This window comes from Mycobacterium sp. SMC-17, assembly GCF_045310915.1.
In the GTDB taxonomy this organism is placed as follows: Bacteria; Actinomycetota; Actinomycetes; order Mycobacteriales; family Mycobacteriaceae; genus Mycobacterium.
On the sequence record NZ_JBJIAK010000005.1, the window covers coordinates 180,073 to 198,870 of the forward strand.

The 18,798-nt window shown below is 67.6% G+C and carries 18 protein-coding genes; 9 read left to right on the plus strand and 9 right to left on the minus strand.

The features are described 5' to 3' along the window. Positions 1 to 75 precede the first annotated feature (75 nt). Genes ACJH7A_RS05730 through ACJH7A_RS05760 form a run of 7 tightly spaced genes read left to right on the plus strand, consistent with a single transcriptional unit; the run spans position 76 to position 7,010 of the window. Complete coding sequence (locus tag ACJH7A_RS05730; RefSeq protein WP_406801546.1) at positions 76 to 2,910, plus strand: Na+/H+ antiporter subunit A; 2,835 nt, start codon at positions 76 to 78, stop codon at positions 2,908 to 2,910. Continuing rightward, positions 2,907 to 3,380 carry a Na(+)/H(+) antiporter subunit C gene (locus ACJH7A_RS05735; protein WP_073694740.1) on the plus strand — a complete coding sequence of 158 codons (474 nt, stop codon included), beginning with the start codon at positions 2,907 to 2,909 and terminating at the stop codon, positions 3,378 to 3,380. Before ACJH7A_RS05730 ends, ACJH7A_RS05735 begins: the two co-directional genes overlap by 4 nt. Further along, positions 3,377 to 4,969, plus strand: a complete 1,593-nt coding sequence (locus ACJH7A_RS05740; protein WP_073694741.1) for a Na+/H+ antiporter subunit D — start codon at positions 3,377 to 3,379, stop codon at positions 4,967 to 4,969. Before ACJH7A_RS05735 ends, ACJH7A_RS05740 begins: the two co-directional genes overlap by 4 nt. After that, positions 4,966 to 5,496 (plus strand): Na+/H+ antiporter subunit E, encoded by a 531-nt coding sequence (locus ACJH7A_RS05745; protein ID WP_406801547.1) that lies wholly within the window; start codon positions 4,966 to 4,968, stop codon positions 5,494 to 5,496. Before ACJH7A_RS05740 ends, ACJH7A_RS05745 begins: the two co-directional genes overlap by 4 nt. Beyond that, positions 5,493 to 5,780, plus strand: coding sequence for a monovalent cation/H+ antiporter complex subunit F (locus ACJH7A_RS05750; RefSeq protein ID WP_318986646.1), 288 nt, complete (start codon positions 5,493 to 5,495; stop codon positions 5,778 to 5,780). Before ACJH7A_RS05745 ends, ACJH7A_RS05750 begins: the two co-directional genes overlap by 4 nt. Then, complete coding sequence (gene mnhG / locus ACJH7A_RS05755) at positions 5,777 to 6,112, plus strand: monovalent cation/H(+) antiporter subunit G (RefSeq protein WP_318986647.1); 336 nt, start codon at positions 5,777 to 5,779, stop codon at positions 6,110 to 6,112. The genes ACJH7A_RS05750 and mnhG overlap by 4 nt, the downstream gene beginning before the upstream one ends. Further along, a complete protein-coding gene (locus tag ACJH7A_RS05760; RefSeq protein ID WP_406801548.1) occupies positions 6,099 to 7,010 on the plus strand; it encodes a class I SAM-dependent methyltransferase in 912 nt (303 codons plus the stop codon). The genes mnhG and ACJH7A_RS05760 overlap by 14 nt, the downstream gene beginning before the upstream one ends. A gap of 5 nt (positions 7,011 to 7,015) precedes the next feature. Here ACJH7A_RS05760 and ACJH7A_RS05765 read toward each other — a convergent pair whose 3' ends face one another. The 7 genes from ACJH7A_RS05765 to ACJH7A_RS05795 all read right to left on the minus strand — a co-directional run bounded on the left by ACJH7A_RS05765 (position 7,016) and on the right by ACJH7A_RS05795 (position 13,517). Next, complete coding sequence (locus ACJH7A_RS05765) at positions 7,016 to 8,542, minus strand: PQQ-binding-like beta-propeller repeat protein (RefSeq protein ID WP_406801549.1); 1,527 nt, start codon at positions 8,540 to 8,542, stop codon at positions 7,016 to 7,018. A 250-nt stretch (positions 8,543 to 8,792) separates the two neighbouring features. Next, positions 8,793 to 10,121, minus strand: a complete 1,329-nt coding sequence (locus tag ACJH7A_RS05770; protein WP_318986650.1) for a proline-rich domain-containing protein — start codon at positions 10,119 to 10,121, stop codon at positions 8,793 to 8,795. Positions 10,122 to 10,202: 81 nt separating this feature from the next. Continuing rightward, entirely contained in the window at positions 10,203 to 10,838 is a 636-nt protein-coding gene (locus ACJH7A_RS05775) for an LON peptidase substrate-binding domain-containing protein (RefSeq protein ID WP_406801550.1), read from the minus strand. A 2-nt stretch (positions 10,839 to 10,840) separates the two neighbouring features. Continuing rightward, the gene (locus tag ACJH7A_RS05780) at positions 10,841 to 11,989 is read right to left on the minus strand and encodes a glutamate--cysteine ligase (protein WP_406801566.1); all 1,149 of its coding nucleotides are present in this window, start codon (positions 11,987 to 11,989) and stop codon (positions 10,841 to 10,843) included. After that, positions 11,970 to 12,689 (minus strand): superoxide dismutase[Cu-Zn], encoded by a 720-nt coding sequence (gene sodC, locus ACJH7A_RS05785; RefSeq protein ID WP_406801551.1) that lies wholly within the window; start codon positions 12,687 to 12,689, stop codon positions 11,970 to 11,972. The genes ACJH7A_RS05780 and sodC overlap by 20 nt, the downstream gene beginning before the upstream one ends. 10 nt (positions 12,690 to 12,699) lie before the next feature. Continuing rightward, positions 12,700 to 13,167: a LytR C-terminal domain-containing protein gene (locus ACJH7A_RS05790; RefSeq protein WP_064860083.1), complete on the minus strand. Its 468-nt coding sequence runs from the start codon at positions 13,165 to 13,167 to the stop codon at positions 12,700 to 12,702. 41 nt (positions 13,168 to 13,208) lie between these two features. Further along, a complete protein-coding gene (locus ACJH7A_RS05795; RefSeq protein ID WP_029105136.1) occupies positions 13,209 to 13,517 on the minus strand; it encodes a DUF3263 domain-containing protein in 309 nt (102 codons plus the stop codon). A 161-nt stretch (positions 13,518 to 13,678) separates the two neighbouring features. Between ACJH7A_RS05795 and ACJH7A_RS05800 the strand changes: the two genes are divergently transcribed. Both ACJH7A_RS05800 and ACJH7A_RS05805 read left to right on the plus strand, forming a co-directional pair. Next, positions 13,679 to 14,272: a peptide deformylase gene (locus tag ACJH7A_RS05800; RefSeq protein ID WP_064860082.1), complete on the plus strand. Its 594-nt coding sequence runs from the start codon at positions 13,679 to 13,681 to the stop codon at positions 14,270 to 14,272. Then, positions 14,272 to 15,141 carry a GNAT family N-acetyltransferase gene (locus ACJH7A_RS05805; protein WP_406801552.1) on the plus strand — a complete coding sequence of 290 codons (870 nt, stop codon included), beginning with the start codon at positions 14,272 to 14,274 and terminating at the stop codon, positions 15,139 to 15,141. Before ACJH7A_RS05800 ends, ACJH7A_RS05805 begins: the two co-directional genes overlap by 1 nt. A 69-nt stretch (positions 15,142 to 15,210) precedes the next feature. Here ACJH7A_RS05805 and gjpA (ACJH7A_RS05810) read toward each other — a convergent pair whose 3' ends face one another. Both gjpA (ACJH7A_RS05810) and gjpA (ACJH7A_RS05815) read right to left on the minus strand, forming a co-directional pair. Then, entirely contained in the window at positions 15,211 to 16,800 is a 1,590-nt protein-coding gene (gene gjpA / locus ACJH7A_RS05810) for an outer membrane porin GjpA (RefSeq protein WP_406801553.1), read from the minus strand. Between the two features lie 96 nt (positions 16,801 to 16,896). After that, a complete protein-coding gene (gene gjpA / locus ACJH7A_RS05815) occupies positions 16,897 to 18,432 on the minus strand; it encodes an outer membrane porin GjpA (RefSeq protein ID WP_406801554.1) in 1,536 nt (511 codons plus the stop codon). Positions 18,433 to 18,798: the final 366 nt, after the last annotated feature.

Sequence of the window (18,798 nt, forward strand, 5' to 3'; positions counted from 1 at the left end):
CAACCGTCAGACCACGGCAGTCACAGGCGCCCCGTAAGCTGGCCGCGGACCGTCCCCGACGCCTGCCGGAGGCCCATGCTCACCGTTCTGTACGTTCACGCGATCGCCACTGTGCTCGCTCCACTGTTGGTACGACGCTGGGGACGGCGGGCTTTCTATCCGCTCGCGCTGGCGCCCGCCGGCTCCCTGGTCTGGCTGGCTTCGAACTGGCCCGGCACCGGCGAGCAGACGGTGCACATCGACTGGGTGCCGCAGCTGTCCATGGACATCACGCTGCGGCTGGATTCGCTGTCGGCGATCGTGTCGGTGCTGGTGCTGGGGGTCGGCACGCTCGTGCTCCTGTACTGCGCCGAGTACTTCCACCACGCGGACGGGCACACCGAGAACCGGCTGCCCAGCTTCGCCGCCGAACTCGTGGCGTTCTCGGGCGCCATGTTCGGACTGGTCTGCAGCGACAACACGCTGCTGCTGTATCTGTTCTGGGAGCTGACGACCATCCTGTCGTTCCTGCTCGTCGGCCACTACGCCGAACGCGTCGCCAGCCGGCGCGCGGCCACCCAGGCACTGCTGGTCACTACGTTCGGCGGCCTGGCGATGCTGACGGGCATCATCATGCTGGGCACGCTCGCCGGCACCTACCGGCTGTCGGACCTCGTCGCCAACGCGCCGACGGGCACCACGTCGTCGGTGGCCGTCGTGCTGGTGCTGATCGGCGCGCTGTCCAAGTCGGCCATCGTCCCGATGCATTTCTGGCTGCCGGGCGCCATGGCGGCGCCGACTCCCGTGAGCGCCTATCTGCACGCGGCGGCCATGGTGAAAGCGGGCGTGTACCTCATCGCCCGCATGACGCCCGGTTTCGCCGACCATCAGCCGTGGCGGCCGACGGTCGTGACGCTGGGTCTGGTCACGCTGCTGCTGGCGGGTTGGCGCGCCGTCCGCGAGTACGACCTCAAGCTGATCCTGGCCTTCGGCACGGTGAGCCAGCTCGGGTTGATCACGGTGATGGTCGGCGCCGGCGGTGGCGATCTGATGCTCGCCGGCCTCGCCATGCTGTGCGCGCATGCCATGTTCAAGGCCGCACTGTTCATGGTCGTCGGGATCATCGACCACGCCACCGGCACCCGTGACATCCGGAAGCTGGCCTGGCTCGGCCAACGCAGTCCCGTGCTGCTGGGCATCGCCGTCGCCGCGGCCGCCAGCATGGCCGGGCTGCCGCCCTTCCTCGGCTTCGTCGCGAAGGAAGCCGATTTCGAAACCCTGTGGCACAGCCCGACGTTGGGGGCCTCCGCCCCGTTGGTGCTGGCGACGGTGGCGTTCGGGTCGGTCTTCACCATGATCTACAGCCTGCGGTTCCTGTACGGGGCGTTCGCGCGTAAAGGCAAGGACGAGCCCACGATTCGCGTCGCCGAGATGCACCGGCCCACCGTCGGTTTCCTGGTGCCACCGGGCTTCCTGGCCGTCGCCGGCCTCGGCTTCGGGTTGCTGCCGAACGCGCTGGACCACGCCATCGCCGACTACACCGCGACCATGCCGGGCAGTACCGGGTACCACCTGGCGCTGTGGCACGGCGTCAACATGCCGCTGCTGCTGTCGGCCGTGATCGTCGCTGCCGGCGCGGCGGCGTTCGCTCTGCGGCATCGACTGGAGCGCATCCGGGTGCCCTATCTACCGCTGGGCAACGCCGATCGGATGTACGACGCGGCCATCCGTGGCGCGGACCGCTTCGCCGTGCGGTTGACGGCGTTCACCCAGCGCGGTTCGATCCCGACGACGCAGGCGATGATCCTGTCCACCCTGACCGTGCTGCCCATCGCGGTGCTGTTGCTGGGCCCGCGGGACCAGCCCGACCTGAAATTGTGGAATTCGCCGCTGCAGGTGGTCGTCGGCCTCATCGTGCTGGCGGCGGCAGTCAGCGCGACGGTGATGCGCAACCGTCTGGCGGCCGTGCTGGTCGTCGGCGTCACCGGTTACGGCTGCGGCACGCTCTACATCTTCTACGGGGCACCGGACCTGGCGTTGACCCAATTCCTGGTCGAGACACTGACTTTGGTGGTCTTCCTGCTGGTGCTGCGCACCCTGCCCGCCGAATCCGACGCCGCCCACATGAAGCGGCACCGGCTCCCCCGCGCGCTGCTGGCCACCGCTGTCGGCGCGTCGGTGACGGCGCTGGCGGTCTACGCCATGGCCGCCCGCCACACCCGGCCGCTGGCCGAACTGCTGCCCGACGCCGCGTACTACCGCGGGCACGGCGCCAACACCGTCAACGTGCTACTCGTGGACATCCGGGCCTGGGACACCCTCGGCGAAATCTCGGTGCTGCTGGTCGCCGCGACGGGCGTGGCTTCAATGGTGTTCCGGCACAGGCGTTTCGGTTCGGCGCCCCGGGTACCGAAGGATTACCGGCCGACACCCGACATCACCTGGCTGCGCGGCAGCGACCTGCGCGATCCGCGGCACCGGTCCCTGGTGCTCGAAGTCGCGACCCGCATGATCTTCCCGCTCATCATGGTGCTGTCGGTGTACTTCTTCTTCGCCGGGCACAACACGCCCGGCGGCGGTTTCGCCGGCGGCCTGACGGCCGGTCTGGCGCTGGTGCTTCGGTACCTCGCCGGCGGCCGTTACGAATTGGGCGAGACGCTGCCGCTGGACGCCGGGAAGATTCTGGGCGCCGGCCTGGCCCTGTCCGCCGGGACGGCGACAGCCTCGCTGCTGCTCGGTGCGCCGGTGCTGTCCAGCGCGGTCGTGAAATTCACGCTGCCCCTGCTGGGTTCGGTGAAGGTGGTGACGGCGCTGTTCTTCGACCTCGGCGTGTACCTCATCGTCGTGGGCCTGGTGCTGGACATCCTGCGCAGCCTGGGCGCCAGGGTCGACGAAGAGTTGTACGCACCACGTGAGGCGGCCACCCGATGACGACCTATCTCGTCCCTCTTGTACTCATCGGCGGTCTCACCGGCACCGGCGTGTACCTGCTGCTGGAGCGCAACCTGACCCGAATGTTGTTGGGCCTGTTGCTGATCGGCAACGCGGTGAACCTGCTGATCCTGGTGATGGGGGGTGACTCCGGTAATCCGCCGGTGCGCGGCCGCACCAGCCACGGCCAGACGGGCACCGCCGACCCGCTGGCACAGGGCATGGTCCTCACCTCGATCGTCATCACCATGGGTGTCGCCGCGTTCGTGCTGGCGCTGATCTACCGGGCCTACCGCCTCACCACGGTCGAAGAGGTGGGCAACGACCCCGAGGACAGCCGCGTCGCGCAGCTGTCGACCACCGACACCCCGGCGGTCGAGGAAGACCGCGGCGAACCGTCCGTCGTCACCGACGCCGACGCACCCGCGGAACTCGACGCGCTACCCGCCGACCCGGTGGAGCAGGCGTGACGACGGGTGCGGTGCTGGCACCGCTGCCCGTTCTGATCCCGATCCTCGGTGCCGCCGCGACGATGTTCGCGGGCCGCCGGCCCCGGCTGCAGCAGGTCGTCGCGCTGGTGGCGCTCGCCGCGATGACGGCGGTCTGCGCGGCGCTGGTCTACGTCGTCGACCACAGCGGCACCGTCGCGGTCCACGTCGGCGGCTGGGGCCAGACCGAACCCGGCATGGGACCGCTCGGCATCGTGCTTGTCGTCGACCGGCTTTCGGCCCTGATGCTGGTGGTGTCCGCGATCGTGCTGCTGGCGGTGGTCTGGTACGCCATCGGACAGGGCATTCGCGACGGCGGCGACGAGCAGCCGGTGTCGATCTTCCTGCCGACCTACCTGGTGCTGTCGGCCGGCGTCTGCATCGCGTTCCTCGCGGGCGATCTGTTCAACCTGTTCGTCGGCTTCGAGGTGCTGCTGGCCGCGAGCTTCGTGTTGCTGACCGTCGGCGCCAGTGAGGAGCGGGTCCGCGCCGGCATCGGCTACGTCATGGTGTCCATGGTTTCGTCGGTGATCTTCCTGATCGGCATCGCGCTCACCTACGCGGCCACCGGCACCCTGAACCTCGCCGAGCTGGCGAACCGGCTCGACGGCATCACCCCGGGTACCCGGGCGGCACTGTTCGCGGTGCTGCTGGTGGCGTTCGGCATCAAGGCGGCGGTGTTCCCGCTGTCGGCATGGCTGCCCGACTCCTACCCCACCGCCCCAGCACCGGTCACCGCGGTGTTCGCCGGCCTGCTCACCAAAGTCGGTGTGTACGCGATCATCCGGGCCCATACGCTGCTGTTCCCGGGTGGCTCACTCGACGGCGTGCTCATGATCGCGGCGCTGCTCACCATGTTGATCGGCATCTTCGGCGCCATGGCCCAGAGCGACATCAAGCGACTGCTGTCCTTCACCCTGGTCAGCCACATCGGCTACCTGGTGTTCGGCATCGCGGTGTCCAACCGGATCGGCATGGCCGGCGCCATCTACTACGTGGCCCACCACATCGTCGTGCAGACCACGCTCTTCCTGGTGGTGGGGCTGATCGAGCGGCAGGCCGGGGCCTCGACACTGCAGCGCCTCGGTGGACTCGCGGCGGCCAGCCCGCTGCTGGCGTTCGTGTTCATCATCCCGGCGCTGAACCTCGGCGGCATTCCGCCGTTCTCGGGTTTCATCGGCAAGGTGGCGCTGCTGCAGGCCGGTACCGAGAGCGCGTCGGTGCTCGCATGGGCACTCGTCGCCGGCTCCGTCATCACCAGCTTGCTGACGCTGTACGTCATGGCGCGGGTGTGGACGCTCGCGTTCTGGCGCGCCCGCGACGACGCGCCAGAGGGCATGCTGTCCACGGCAGCCCCGGCCGGACTGCTCGAGCCGGTGGCGAACGTGGCCGTCGACGACCGGCCGGACGTCGGCCGGATGCCCGTCAGCATGCTGGCGCCGACCGCGGTGCTCATCGCGGTGGGGCTCGCCCTGACGGTGTTCGCGGGGCCCATCTTCGGGTTCGCGGAGCGGGCCGCCGACCAGGTCGCCGACCGCGCCCAGTACATCTCGGTGGTGTTGACGCCATGAGGCAGTGGTTACCGCGCGTGGGCATCCTGGTCTGGCTGATGGCCGTGTGGATTCTGTTGTGGGGCAATATCTCCGCCGCCAACATCGTCGGCGGCCTCGCCGTCGCCGTGCTGATCACGGTGCTGCTGCCGTTGCCGCAGGTGCCGGTGGCGGGCCGGCTCCATCCACTGTCACTGGCGTGGCTCGTGCTCAAGGTCGCCTACTACCTGGTGCAGTCCTCGATACAACTCGCGTGGCTCGCAGTGAGACCCGGACCCCCACCGCTGACCGCGGTGCTCCGGGCGCGGCTCGCCCTCAAATCGGATCTGGTGCTGGCAGTGGCGGTCAACGTCATCAACCTCATCCCCGGTTCTATCGTGCTGGAGGTCGATCAGGCGCGCCGGATGATCTACGTCCACGTCCTCGACGTCGGCTCCGAGCGCGCGGTGCAGCAGTTCCACCGCCAGATCGCCGAGGTGGAACGGTTGATGATCGCCTCGTTCGAACGGGAATCCCATTGGCAGCCAGTGGAAGTGGACCCGGCATGAGCACGGTGTGGATCATCGCCGCCGTGATGCTGGTCGCGGCCGCTGCCATCACGGTGTTCCGGCTGCTGGCCGGTCCCGGCACCCTGGACCGGCTGGTCGCGCTGGACACCTTCGTCGCCGTCACCATGTGCGGCATCGGCACGTGGGCGGCGTACAGCCTCGACACCACGGCCACCTACAGCCTGACGGCCCTCGCGCTGATCACCTTCGTCGGGTCGGTCAGCGTGGCCCGGTTCCGCGTCCGCGACACCGCCACCGACCCCGAAGCCGAGCCGCCACGATGAATATCTTCGATGTTGTCGCAGGTGCCCTGGTGCTCTTCGGTTCGGCACTCGCGCTGACCGCAGCGATCGGCGTCGTGCGGTTCCCCGACACCCTGACGCGGATGCACTCCGCGTCCAAACCCCAGGTCCTCGGACTGCTGCTGGTGCTGACCGGCGCCGCACTGCGGCTGCGCGGGCAGGCCGATGTCGGCATGCTGATCCTGGCCGGCTTGTTCACCCTAATCACCGCGCCGGTGGTGGCCAACCGCGTGGGCCAGTTGGCTTATCGTGAGCAGAGTTTCCGCGACGACCTGCTGATCCGCGACGAATTGGACGACAATGGCGCGTACTGACGACGATTCCTGGGACATCACCGAGAGCGTGGGCGCCACCGCGCTGGGTGTGGCCGCCGCCCGGGCCGCCGAATCCCGTTCGGAGAAGCCGTTGTTCGCCGATCCGTGCGCGCAGATCTTCGTGGACGCAGCGGCCGCGCGCGGCTGGTCGTCGCCGTTCACCGCCGCCGCCCCCGGCCCTGCACAGGCCGCGCGTCTGCGCATGCTGATGGCGTATGTACCGTCCCGCACAAAATGGTTCGATGAGTACTTCGCGGCGGCCGGTGCCGCGGGCATCCGCCAGGTGGTCATCCTGGCCGCGGGACTGGATGCGCGGGCCTGGCGACTGCCCTGGCCGGACGGCACCGTGGTTTTCGAGATCGACCAGCCGAAAGTGCTGGCGTTCAAGGAGGAAACGCTGGCGGCCCACGACATCCAGCCGGCCGCCCGGCACGTCGGCGTGCCCATCGATCTGCGCCAGGACTGGCCGGAAGCGTTGCGGCAGAACGGTTTCGACCCCGCCCAGCCGACGGCCTGGCTCGCCGAGGGGCTACTGCCCTATCTGCCCGCCGACGCCCAGGATCTCTTGTTCGACCGCATCCACGGGCTCAGCGCGCCCGGCAGCCGCGTCGCGGTCGAGGGCTTCGGCGCCGGGTACTTCAGTGAAGAGAACCAGCGCATCCGCAAAGCCCGAATGGACGCGATCCGCGAGGAAGCCGCCAAGACCGGGCAGCAGGTGCTCGACGTCTCCGAGCTGTTCTACCCAGAGCCGCGCGAGGACGTCGCCGAGTGGCTGGCCCGCCACGGTTGGCAGACCAGGGTCGAGACCTCCGCCGAGGTCACCGCCCGCTACAAGCCCGAGGTCGCCGGCGAGGTGCCGGACATCGGTAGCGAGTTCGTCGACGCCAAGTTGGTCTGAGCCGATCAGCGGTACCCGTCGATGTACGTTCCGCTGTCGTCCGTACGTACAGCGAGGACGACACCCGGCGCTGCAACAATCTCCTCCGCGTCAGCCGTGGGTGCGGTCCCGGTGGGAACGCAATCCTGGCGGTTGAAGACCGTCAATTGTCTTCTGGCGAACACCACCTCAGCACCGAGAATCACCGCTCGCGCATCCAACAGATCGGTCATCGGGTAGTCCGCGAAGGTACATCGCGCTTGCCCCTCTCGGCCCCTCAACATGAAGTCGTCCGCTGGCTCAGGTCCGGTGGCGAGAAAATCCGCCGACTCGTCACGAGTCCGATAGACAAGCACTTGCCCGTGAAAATCCAGAACGCGCCGATCGGCCGTACTCACGAAAGCACCCACGCCACCAGTGGATTCGACGTCGGCGCCCATCACATATCCATCTCGGCCCGCCCGGCTGATGCCCGGACGGATGGCGTTGAGGTCGTGGCCCGAATATGGCAGGCCCGCTAAAAGCGTTGTTTTCCAGCGAATTTGGCCGTTCGATGGGTCGACGTAGACGAAGCGAATATCGGCTTTGTCACCAGACACACACCGATATGCGGAACCCGGCAGGCTGGGGTTTCCGCCGTACCAACCGCGGCATTCGGTGGACGGCGCCGGAATTGACCACAGCAGCTTCCCGGTCCGGGTGTCGTAGCGGGTCCACTCGCTGCCGTCCTTGTTGGTCGCTACCAGGAACGGCGGCGTTCTGCGGTTGTGGTCCAGATAGCCAAATGCTTTCGTCAGGCCAAGGTCGGACGACCACCAAAGTTGTTGACCGGTCATGGCGTCCAGTCCGATCAACATGTCCGGACGGCCGCCCAGCCTGACCACGACTGTGCTTCCTTGATCGAAAACAGCCACATCCGCGACAGTCTGAGTACTAGGTCCGCTGCGGCGATAATGCCAACGTTCGACGCCGTCGGACCCGTACGCGGTTACGCCGTCCTTGCCATAGGTCACGAATCCGGCCCCGCCTGACTCAACGCGCCAATTCCGACGACGCGACGTGCCGTTGTCGTCGGCAATGCGGATCGTAAAAGCTCTTTGCCCCAGACGATTTGGACTTGGGGGCACAGCTGTCTGCGTCGCAGTGGTGGCCTCGACAAACCGACCGTCGTCACCGGCTCGCAGCGCCGACATTGTCATGGCACCGGCGACCACCACGGCCATCACCAATCCGATACCGACGAGCCAGCGACCACCCCGTGTCCACCGAGCGACGGTGGGCGCGGCGAGGGCGGCAGCCACGGTGCCCGCCACAGCCAGCTGCCAACTGCTCACCGCGGTAGGCAGCTTGGGTGTCACCGGGAGGCGTTGCATCCAATCGAAAAACTGCCCCATCCCAGAGCCAGCCAACAGTAAGTACGCCAACGCGATACCGGCCGCCAGCACACTCCATCCCCAGTACCGCGACACCCGTTTGAACCGTACGAGCAGCAGCGCGGCAACAAGAATGACTGCGACGGCGCATACCGATGACGCAACTGCTTTGGGGGACATGCTCGCCCAATACGAGGAGTTGTCACCCTGTCGCACAGACTCTGACCACGCCGCGTAACCAGGCGAGGGGTCCGGCACCAGCCAGCTCCACAGCGATAGCCCAGCCGCCCAAACCAACAGGCCCACGGCCACGCCGAGGCAGACTGTCGACAAGCCCATCAGCACACGCCTCAGCATGCTGCCCCCGCCCCTCCCCTGACGTTGACCATCTGAACTACCGCCGGTTGTCAGGCGAAGTTCACCACCAAGCTCAGTTGAACTTGATCTTCACCTGCTCGCCGCTGACGTCGGCGGTGGTCCCGGTGACGTACGAGGTCAACGTGCCGCGCTTGGTCCCGCCATTGCGGCCCTGCCCGCTCACGTCGTAGTGCACCTCACCGCTGATCCGGACCTCCATGCGGTACTCGTCCAGATCGCCGACCTTGACGGCACTCATGTCGGGCGGGCTCCACGTCACGGTGCCGTCGACCAGATCGCGGTCGCTGATCTTCACGGGGCACGGCGCCGGCGGCACCAGTGAGCGCGACGACGAGCAGCTGCCGTACGCCGCGTCCAGCAGCTTGGCGATGGTCTTGGTGCCCGAATCGTTGAGCGCGAACTTCGGCTGCAGGTAGGCGCTCGACGAATACCCTTCGACGGCGTCGAGCAGCAGCGGCTTGGCGGCGGTGACCGACACGTACGGGCTGGTGCTGCCGAGCTCGAGGAAGCCCGGGAACACGTAGATCGCCGATTCCTCGGCGATCTCCTTGCCGAACACCGTCATGGACTTGCGGGCGGCGTTCTCGGTGCTGCTCAACGACGACAGATCGAGCTTGACGGCGGCGTGGGCCAGCTGCCACTTGCCGCCTTCCTTCTTGACGTGGATCGTGGCGTCGGAGTTCTTGTCGCCGAACTTGGCCGCCACGTGGACGTCGGCGCGGCCGATCGACTCCATGGTCTTGTCTTCGTTCAGGATGCGGATGTCGCTGATCGGCCATTCGGCGATCTGCTTCTTCAGCACGTCGCTCGAGAGGAATTCCTTCGATGCCGGCTGGTCATTGCTGAACGACAGCGCCGTGTCGGCGTTGCCGTTCGACAGCGCTTCCAGATAGCCCTTCACCACCTCGCTGGCGGAGCTTGAGCCGCCGCTGTCGCCCGAACCGAACGAGTCGTAGACGTAGTAGATGCCACCACCCAGCACGACGAGCACCACGACAATGGCCGCGATGATAAGCGGCACCTTGTTCTTCTTCTGCGGGGTGACGAACGGCTGTGCGCCGTAGCCGCCGGCCGGCGCTCCCGGCCACCCCTGGCCGGCACCTGGTGCCGCCGGCGGGGTCCCCCATCCCTGCGGTGCCCCGGTGGGTGCGCTCGGCGCCTGGCCCCAGCCGCCGGTCTGCGGCGCGGCCGGCTGGCCCCAGGCCGGTGTCTGCGGCGCACCTGCCGGCGGCTGGCTCAACGGCGGCGGCGTCTGCGGGGGCCATCCGGGCGCGGCCGGCGGCGTGGTCTGGTGAATCGCCGTCTCTTCTTCGTCCGACGATCTACCCGCGCCGCCACCTGGGTTGGGACCGTTGTAACCGCTCCCCTGCCAACCCGTCATCGTGAACCCTCCCCGTAGCACAACATGCTGTGTCCAGGATAGGCGGTGCCACACCACCCCGCCTGCACGGAACTGCCCGTACTAGTCCTCGGACAGCTGGAATTCCACCATCGCGGTGAGGCTCTCGACCGCTTCTTCGAGCGCGCCCAGCCGGGCCGCAGCATTCGGCGCGGCCAGCACCGAATACTTGTCGGCCTGGCCGATCGGCAGTAGCGCGGCCAGTGCGTACAGCCGTTGTCCCACATCGGGTTTGACGGTTCGCGCCAGGATCGAGTCCCGATCCCGCAGGCGCGCGCCCTGGGCCGACGCGATGCGTTCGAACACGGCGATGATCCGGTCCTCGACCGCCACGATGGACGCCTCGGGAACCACCGGCCCCGGCTCGTCGGGCCACCTCTCGATTTCGGCCCGCGGGTACGGATCGTCGTTGTGCCACTGCATGATTCGGATGCGGTCGGTCACGCTGCAGCTCAACATGTACCGGCCGACGCCCTGCGGCTGGCACCGGTCGATGCGGGCGAGCGCGCCGACCGAGCAGCGGGCGTCGCCGCCGCCGACCTCACGGCCGGCCGAGATCAGCACCACGCCGAACACCTGCTCCGCGGCCGCCATACAGTCCCGCACCAGCTCGCCGTACCGCGGCTCGAAGATGCGCAGCGGCAGTTCCTCGCCGGGCAGCAGCGCGGATTCCAGCGGGAACATCGGCGTGATCGGCACGGCTACAACTCCAGCTCCGACACCAGCGCGTCGACGACCTCCAGCAGGTCCCCGTCGGTTTCCTCGGCGACCCGGCGCTGCCGTTGATAGGAGCCGCCCAGGGTGTAGATGTCGGCGACCCGAGCCAGTTCGTCGGTGCAATGCAGCGATGCCGCAACCGGTTCCAGCCGGTTCAGCAGGTCGTCAAGGTCTTCGGTGACCAGCCGCTCGTTGCTGTCCGCGTCCAGGATGATCTCCGCGTCCAGCCCGTAACGCGCTGCGCGCCACTTGTTTTCCTGCACATGCCAGGGCGGCATGGTCGGCAGCTGCTCACCGGCGTCCAACCGGCGGTCCAGGTCGACGATCAGGCAGTGCGTCAGTGCGACCAGCGCACCGAGTTCGGCGATGTTGGACACGCCGTCGAAAATCCGGACCTCGATGGTGCCGAGATGCGGCGACGGCCTGATGTCCCAACGGATTTCGTTCATGTGGTCGATGATGCCGGTCTTGCGCTGGTCGTAGACGAAGCGCTCGAAGTGCGACCACTTCTGGAAGTGGAACGGCAGGCCCGCGGTCGGCAACTGCTGGAACATCATGGCCCGGTTGCTGGCGTAGCCGGTGTCCTCACCCTCCCAGTACGGCGACGACGCCGACAGCGCCAGCAGATGCGGGTACTGGTTGAGCAGCGACGTGATGATCGGCATCACCTTGTGCGCCGACGAAATCCCGACGTGCACGTGCACGCCCCAGATCAGCATCTGCCGGCCCCACCACTGGGTCCGTTTGATCAGCTCGGCGTAGCGCTGACCTTCGGTGAGCTGCTGGCTCTCCCACTCCGCGAACGGGTGGGTGCCGGCACAGAACAGCTCCATGCCGCGGTCGCGCACGATCCGGCGGACCGGGCCGAGCGTGGACCGCAGGTCGTCCATGGCCTCGCCGACGGTGTCGCACACGCCGGTGACCACCTCGACGGTGTTGCGCAGCAATTCCTTGTGCACATGCGGGGTCTCGCCGATCTCGGCGATGACCGCGGCGGCCTCGTTGCTGAGGTCACGCGTGCGGGCATCGACGAGGGCGAACTCCCATTCGACGCCGAGGGTCGGCCGTGGCGACCCGGCGAAATCGATTCGCGGTGGGGTGTGGCTGTCCGCGCTACCCGGCAGCGATGACACCGCACGCCACGCGCTTACCGGAGTCACCGGTGTTCATCGAAGCCTCGTCCGCCCCCGGTGCGGCGCCCTGGGTCTGCTGGTACCGGTCAGCCGGGATGTTGCCGAAGTTGTCGGCCTTCTCGTGGATGATCAGCGCAGTCTTGTTGCCGGCGAGCAGCTGCTCGGCGGTGAAGGCGTCGGTGGTGGTCACCAGCGAGCCGGTGCCGTCGCCCTTGACCTGCAGCGAGGCGAGGTCACCGCTCATCGGGTAGCCGGTGTGGCCCGGAGCCTGGAAGTGTCCGCCGGCGGACAGGAAGTCGCCGGGGGCGCCACCGGTCGGCGCCACCGAGTTCGGCTCGCACTTGCCGGCCGAGTGGATGTGCAGGCCGTGGAATCCGGGCGTCAGCACGCCGCCGGAGGTGGTCTTGACCGTCAGCGTGGCGAACCCACCGTTGAACAGGAACTCAGCGGTCGCGACCGTGGTGCCCTCGGGGGTCTTCAGCTCGGTGACCAGCTTCTCGCCGATCGGGGCGGCCTGCGGGGCAGCCTTTTCGCCGGCCTTTTCACCGTGGCCCTGCGGGGCGTGCTCGACGCCGGTCCAGATCGCCGGCGTGGTGCCGGGAGTGGTTGCGGGGACCTGTCCGGGAGGCGCACACGCAGCGACGACGGGTGCAATGACCGCAGCGGCGGCGAGGAAGCGAATCGGGGCTGAGATCGGCATGCCCGAGAGCCTAACCGGTCACCAGAACGATGACGCCCGGTCCCTTGTCATTGAGCGCCGGGATGCGCGGTTCGACCGGCGCGTCGAGGATTTTGCCGACCGCTTCGGCGGCTTCCTTTTCTCCCGCGGCCTCACCGAAATACACGGTCGTGGCGGCCGGCGGGGCGTCGACGCTGAGGTTGTCGGTCTCGGTCACGTTCCACTGCTGCTCGTGCAGCTTGTTGGCGACGGTCTGCGCGGCGCCGGCGACCTCTGAGATGTTGAACACCTTGACGTCGGCCTTGGCGGGCGCGGGCGTCGTCGACGTCGTGGTGGCCGTGGCGGACGTCGCACTGGCGGAGCTGCTCGACGAGCTCGAGTCGGAGCTGCTGTCTGAACTCAGCGACTGGAACGCCACCAGCAGGAACACGACACCGAGGAACAACAGCACCATGACCATGGCGCGCAGGGGCAGTCCGGAAGACTCTCGCTGATTCATTGCTCCCCACCTTATCGAGGCGGACCCTCAGGGCAGAAAAGCTAGGTGATTTCGAAACCGAGACGACGGGCGGCCTTGGCCTTCTGTCGGCTGGCGCGCTGCCGGCGCAGTCGCTTGACCAGCATCGGGTCCGCGGCCAGCGCCTCAGGCCGGTCGACCAGGGCGTTGAGCACCTGGTAGTACCGGGTCGCCGACATCGAGAACAGTTCCTTGATGGCGTCCTCTTTGGAACCCGCGAATTTCCACCACTGACGTTCGAAACCAAGAATGTCGTGTTCGCGACGGGTCAACCCGTCAGCGAGCTCAGAGTCGTCCCCGGATCGCTCAGTACGCGCCATAGCGCCGTCCATTTCGCCCCTGGACCCTTTCTCTGATCTCGGTATATGCCAGCCTGTTTCGTGCGTCACAACGGATCTGGGACGCTGCAAGTGGTTCGGCGAACATTCAACCACGGCCGACGGTATTGAGCCGTGATCGTTACCCGCGAGTCGGATCATTAAGATTGCTCGTCATGGCTGTCCGTCCAATCTGCATCGTCGGTGACCCTGTTCTGCACACCGCGACCACTCCGGTGGCCGTCGGCGCCGACGGCTCCCTCCCTTCCGATCTCGCCGCGCTGATCGATGACATGTACGAAACGATGGACAAGGCCAACGGCGTGGGCCTGGCCGCCAATCAGATCGGCGTCGGGCTGCGGCTGTTCGTCTACGACTGCGCCGATGACCGCGGCCAGACCGCGCGGCGTCGCGGCGTCGTGATCAACCCGGTGCTGGAGACGTCGGAGATCCCCGAGACCATGCCCGACCCGGACTACGACGACGAGGGCTGCCTGTCGGTCCCCGGCGAGTCGTTCCCGACCGGCCGCGCCACGTGGGCGAAGGTCACCGGTCTGGACGCCGACGGCAAGCCCGTCGAGCTGGAGGGCACCGGCCTGTTCGCCCGGATGCTGCAGCACGAGACCGGTCACCTCGACGGCTTCCTGTACCTCGACTGCCTGATCGGCCGCAACGCGCGGGCCGCCAAGCGGATGGTCAAGTCGAACAAGTGGGGCGTGCCGGGGCTGAGCTGGATGCCGGGCGAGGTCGACGACCCGTTCGGGCACTGATGCCCGCCAGCGGGCGCGTCGGTAGCCGCGTCTCGCTGCGCTACCGCTTGGCCGAGCCCGGCGCCGAGGCCTTCACCGACGTCGTCGGCCATCTCGAGGCGCTCGACCCCCTGGTCGTGGTGCGCACCAAATCGGGTGAGCGCGTCGAGATCAGCCCCGCCGCGGTGATGTCGGTACGCGAGCTGTCGCATGCCCCGGTACGCAATTCGGAGATTCGAGCGGTCGAGCATGCTGCCGCGCTCGCCTGGCCCGGCACCGAGCAGCACTGGGTCGACGGCTGGCTGCTGCGGGCCGGTGGCACGGACATGCGAACCAATTCTGCTGTGCCGCTGCTCTTTTCATCGGACTTGACGGCCCTGCCGGCCATCGCCGACTGGTACGCCGCGCGCGGACTGCAGCCGTGGGTCGCGCTCCCGGAGCGGCTGCTGCCGGTCCGTTCCGAGGGCATCGAGCCCAATCGCGTTCTGACCGTTGAATTGCCGGGCGGCGCGGCTGCCGAACTGCCCGCGATCCCGGATGCCCGGTGGCAGCAGATTCACGCGCACGACGTTGCCGTCGAGGTGCTCACCGCCGTCGTCGACGGCGACGTGGCGTTCGCCACCGTGGCCGATGCCGCGGTCGGGCGCGCCGCGGTGACCACCGCACCCGACGGCACGGTGTGGGCGGGACTTTCCGACGTCGCCGTACTGGAGCCGGAACGTCGACGCGGACTGGGCCGCGCCGTCTGCGCGGAGCTGATGTCCTGGGCCGCCGGCCGCGGTGCGACGCACGCATATGTACGGGTTCCCGACGACAACGCGCCGGCGCTCGCGCTGGCCGAGTCGATCGGTTTCCGGTTGCATCACCGGTCTCGGTACGTGCTCCTGTAACGCCGAAGACCACGGTTTCTCGCGCGACATCGTCGGCGCCCGGGAAACCGTGGCCTCGGCAGGTACCGGCTAGGCTGCGTCAGCCCCGCTGTGGGACGAACCACCCTGGCCTGCGGTGGATTTCGCCGGTGCCGGCTTCTTCGCGGGCTTCGGCTTCTCGGCCTTCTCCGCCTTCGGCTTGCCCGGCTTCTTCGAATCGGACTTCTTGGTCTCCGACTTGGTCGTCTCCGACCTGGTGTCGGACTTCGTTGCATCCGGCTTGGTCGAGTCGGGCTTGGTCGAGTCAGGCTTGGTCGACTCGACCTTGTGGTCGTCCGACTTCTGGTTGTCCGGCTTCGCCGGGGTCGCCGGGGTGGCAGGCGTCGCCGGAGTTGCCGGAGTCGCGGGGGTGGCGGGCGTCTCCGAGCCGGCCGGCGTCGCGGGCGTGGCCGGGGTCGCCGGCGCAGCCGGAGTTGCCGGGGTTGCCGCCGTCTCCGACTTGGCGGGGGTGGCGGGTTTCTCGGCCGTCTCCGGGGCCTGTGCCGCGGTGGCCTTGACCTGAGTCACCGCGAGGGCAGGCTGCGGGATCGAGGTGATCGAGTTGTCCGTCGCTGCCTTGGTCACCGAAACCTGCGTCGTCGCGGCTGCCGGCTCGACAGCAGCCTTGGGGGCCAACGGGTTACCGGTGCCGCTCCAGCCGATGGCCTTGGCCAGAATGTGGCCGAGGGAAACCAACGCCCCGATCGGTCCGATGCCACGACCGTCAACGGGGAACTCCGAGGGTCCGAAGATCTCGGTATAGACGTCCTGGCCGATCGAGTTGAGGATCGAGCCGCCGATGCCGCTGTCGTCGAAGCCCGTGGCGCCGGCGGTGAACAGCCCGCCGAACTGGATGCTCAGTGCCCGGAGCTGGGTGTTGTACTTCAGCAGTCCCGAGTTGTTTACGAGGGGCGTCAGCGCCGTGAGGTCGAGCTTGGCGCCGTTGAGGAAGCCGTTGACCATGTTGGCCGGGATGTTGATGACCGACTGCACAGCCTTGGCCACATCGCCGGCCGACAATGCGGCGCCGACGGCGGTGAGACTGTTGACCAGTGCCACGACCGGGCTGATCGCCGGGCCCGCCAAACCGATGAGAACACCGCTCAGTGGCGAGGCCAAGAAGGTCAGGACCTGCGAGACGACAGCGTTGGCCTGCGGGTTGTCGTAGGTCGGCAACATCTTCGGGATCATCTGGAGCAGCAGCGTGTGCCAGCCATCGTTCGACTGAGACGCCGCGGCGGTGTCGGCGGGATTGACGCCGATGCCGGTGGCGGCGCCGACCGCGGACTGCAGGTTGTGCCCGACCTCACCGATCACCGTGCCGATGCTGCCCGGGTTCTTCAGGATCGCCTCGACGTGGCGGATCTGGTTCGCCAGGAACTGCTGCAGCAACACCGCTGGGGCCTCGGAGAAGGCGTCTCCGATTCGCCCGGCATTCGCCGATGCGGTGTTGAACGCGTTCAGCCACGGCTGCAGCGGGTTGTATGCCGCTGTCAATTGCACCGCGGCGGTACTGACCGACGGCAGCGCCGGAAGCTTGACCGAGGCAGGTGCCGACGACAGCAGTGGGGCGGCCACGATGGCCGCCGTGGTCGCTGCGCAGATACCCGCCTTGGTATGGCGACGGACCGCTGAATCCATGTGTACGACTCCCTCTTTCCGAGTTGATTGGGGTTGGTTGATGCGGGGAATCGGTGGGCCTCCCCCGAGCCGGGAGGCCCACCGATCGTTGACCTGCTAGCTCGACGCGCCCGAGGCGTGCGAGCCGGCGCCACCGTCGGCGCCGTGAGTCGAACCACCCTGGCCCGCAGTGGATTTCGCCGGAGCAGGCTTCTTCACGGGCTTCGGCTTCTCCGACTTCTGCTTGGCCGGCTTCTTCGATTCGGACTTCTTGGTCTCAGACTTCGTCGTCTCCGACTTCGTCGTCTCCGACTTGGTCGAGTCCGTCTTGTGGTCATCCGACTTCTGGTTGTCGGGATTCGCCGGGGTGGCCGGAGTCGCGGGGGTGGCGGGCGTAGCCGGGGTCGCCGGCGTCTCCGCAGTGGCCGGGGTGGCCGGGGTGGCGGGCGTCGCCGGAGTGGCCGGGGTCGCCGACGTCTCCGACTTGGCCGGCGTGGCCGGCTTCTCGGCTGTCTCCGGCGCCTGCGCCGCGGTGGCCTTCACCTGCGTCACCGCCACCGATGCCTGCGGGATGGAGGTGATCGAGTTGTCCGTGGCCGCCTTGGTCACCGAAACCTGGGTTGCCGCAGCCGGTTCGGCGGCGGTCTTGGGGGCCAACGGGTTACCGGTGCCGCTCCAGCCGATGGCCTTGGCCAGCAGGTGGCTGAGGTTGACGAGCGCGCCGATCGGCCCGATGCCCTGGCCGGTGATTTCCAGCGGGAATCCCGGAGCGAGCACCGTTTCGGCCGTCAGACCCAGGGAGTTCAGGATCGAGCCACCGATGCCGGTCATGTCCATGCCCGTCACGCCGGCGGTGAACAGGCCACCGAACTGGATGTTGAGCTTCTGCAGCTCGTTGCCGGCCGGCATGGTCTTGGTGATCAGCGGCGCCAGCACATCCAGGTTCAGGTTGGCTCCGTTGAGGAAGCCGTTCACCATGGCCGCGGGGATGTTGATGGCGGCTTGGGCTGCGGTCATCGCGTCACCCGCGGCGAGCGAGGTCGCGATCTTGGTGATGCTGTTGACGAGCGCCACGACGGGGCTGATGCCGGGACCCACCAAACCCATCAGCACGCCGCTGAGCGGTGATGCCAGCACGTTGACCACCTGCGTGACGATCGCGGATGCCTGCGGGTTGCCCGCCGTCGGGAGCATGTTGGGGAGCATCTGCGCGACCAGGCCGTGCCACACGTCGTTCGAGCCGGCGATGGTCCAGTCCTCTGGCTTGGTCCCCAGCAGCGTGGCTGCGGTGATCGCCGACTTCACGTTCTGTCCGACGTCCTGGATCACCGCGCCGATGTTGCCGGGATTCTGCAGGATGGCCCCGACATGGCTGATCTGGTTCGCCAGGAACTGCTGCAACAACACGGCCGGCGCTTCGGAGAAGGCCTCGCCGATGCGCCCCGCGTTGGCCGATGCGGTGTTGAACGCGTCGAGCCACGGCTGCAGCGGGTTGTACGCCGCGGTCAGCTGCACCGCGGCAGTGCTGACCGACGGTAGCGCAGGGAGATGCGCGGCGGCGGGCACCGACGGCAACAGCGGGCCGGCCACGATGGCCGCCGTGGTCGCTGCGCAGATACCCGCCTTGGTATGGCGACGAACCGCAACATTCATGAAGTGACTCCTCGGGGGTCGGCTTGCTTACTGGCGGGTAATTTACCGACGAGTAACCGAGTTAATCCAGAGTTTTTGACGAAGTCGTAACGAATCGATAGCGACGCCACGGGGCTCACAGGCCACACCAAGCTGGTCTGCGTATTAGCCGGTAAAGCGCCGTTCATAGCCCCGCTAACCTTCCGGGCAAATGGCCAGTCGGCAAACCCATTTACACCGCCGGACGAGCCGCCTGCGCCACCCCGGACCGCCAGGCAGACCAGCCAGATATATTCCGATTAGTCATGCTCAGGCGTGATTTTTGCGTCGTGACCGAGACCACATCGCATCACGATCGTGACCGCCATCTCACATCGGGGAAGTTGG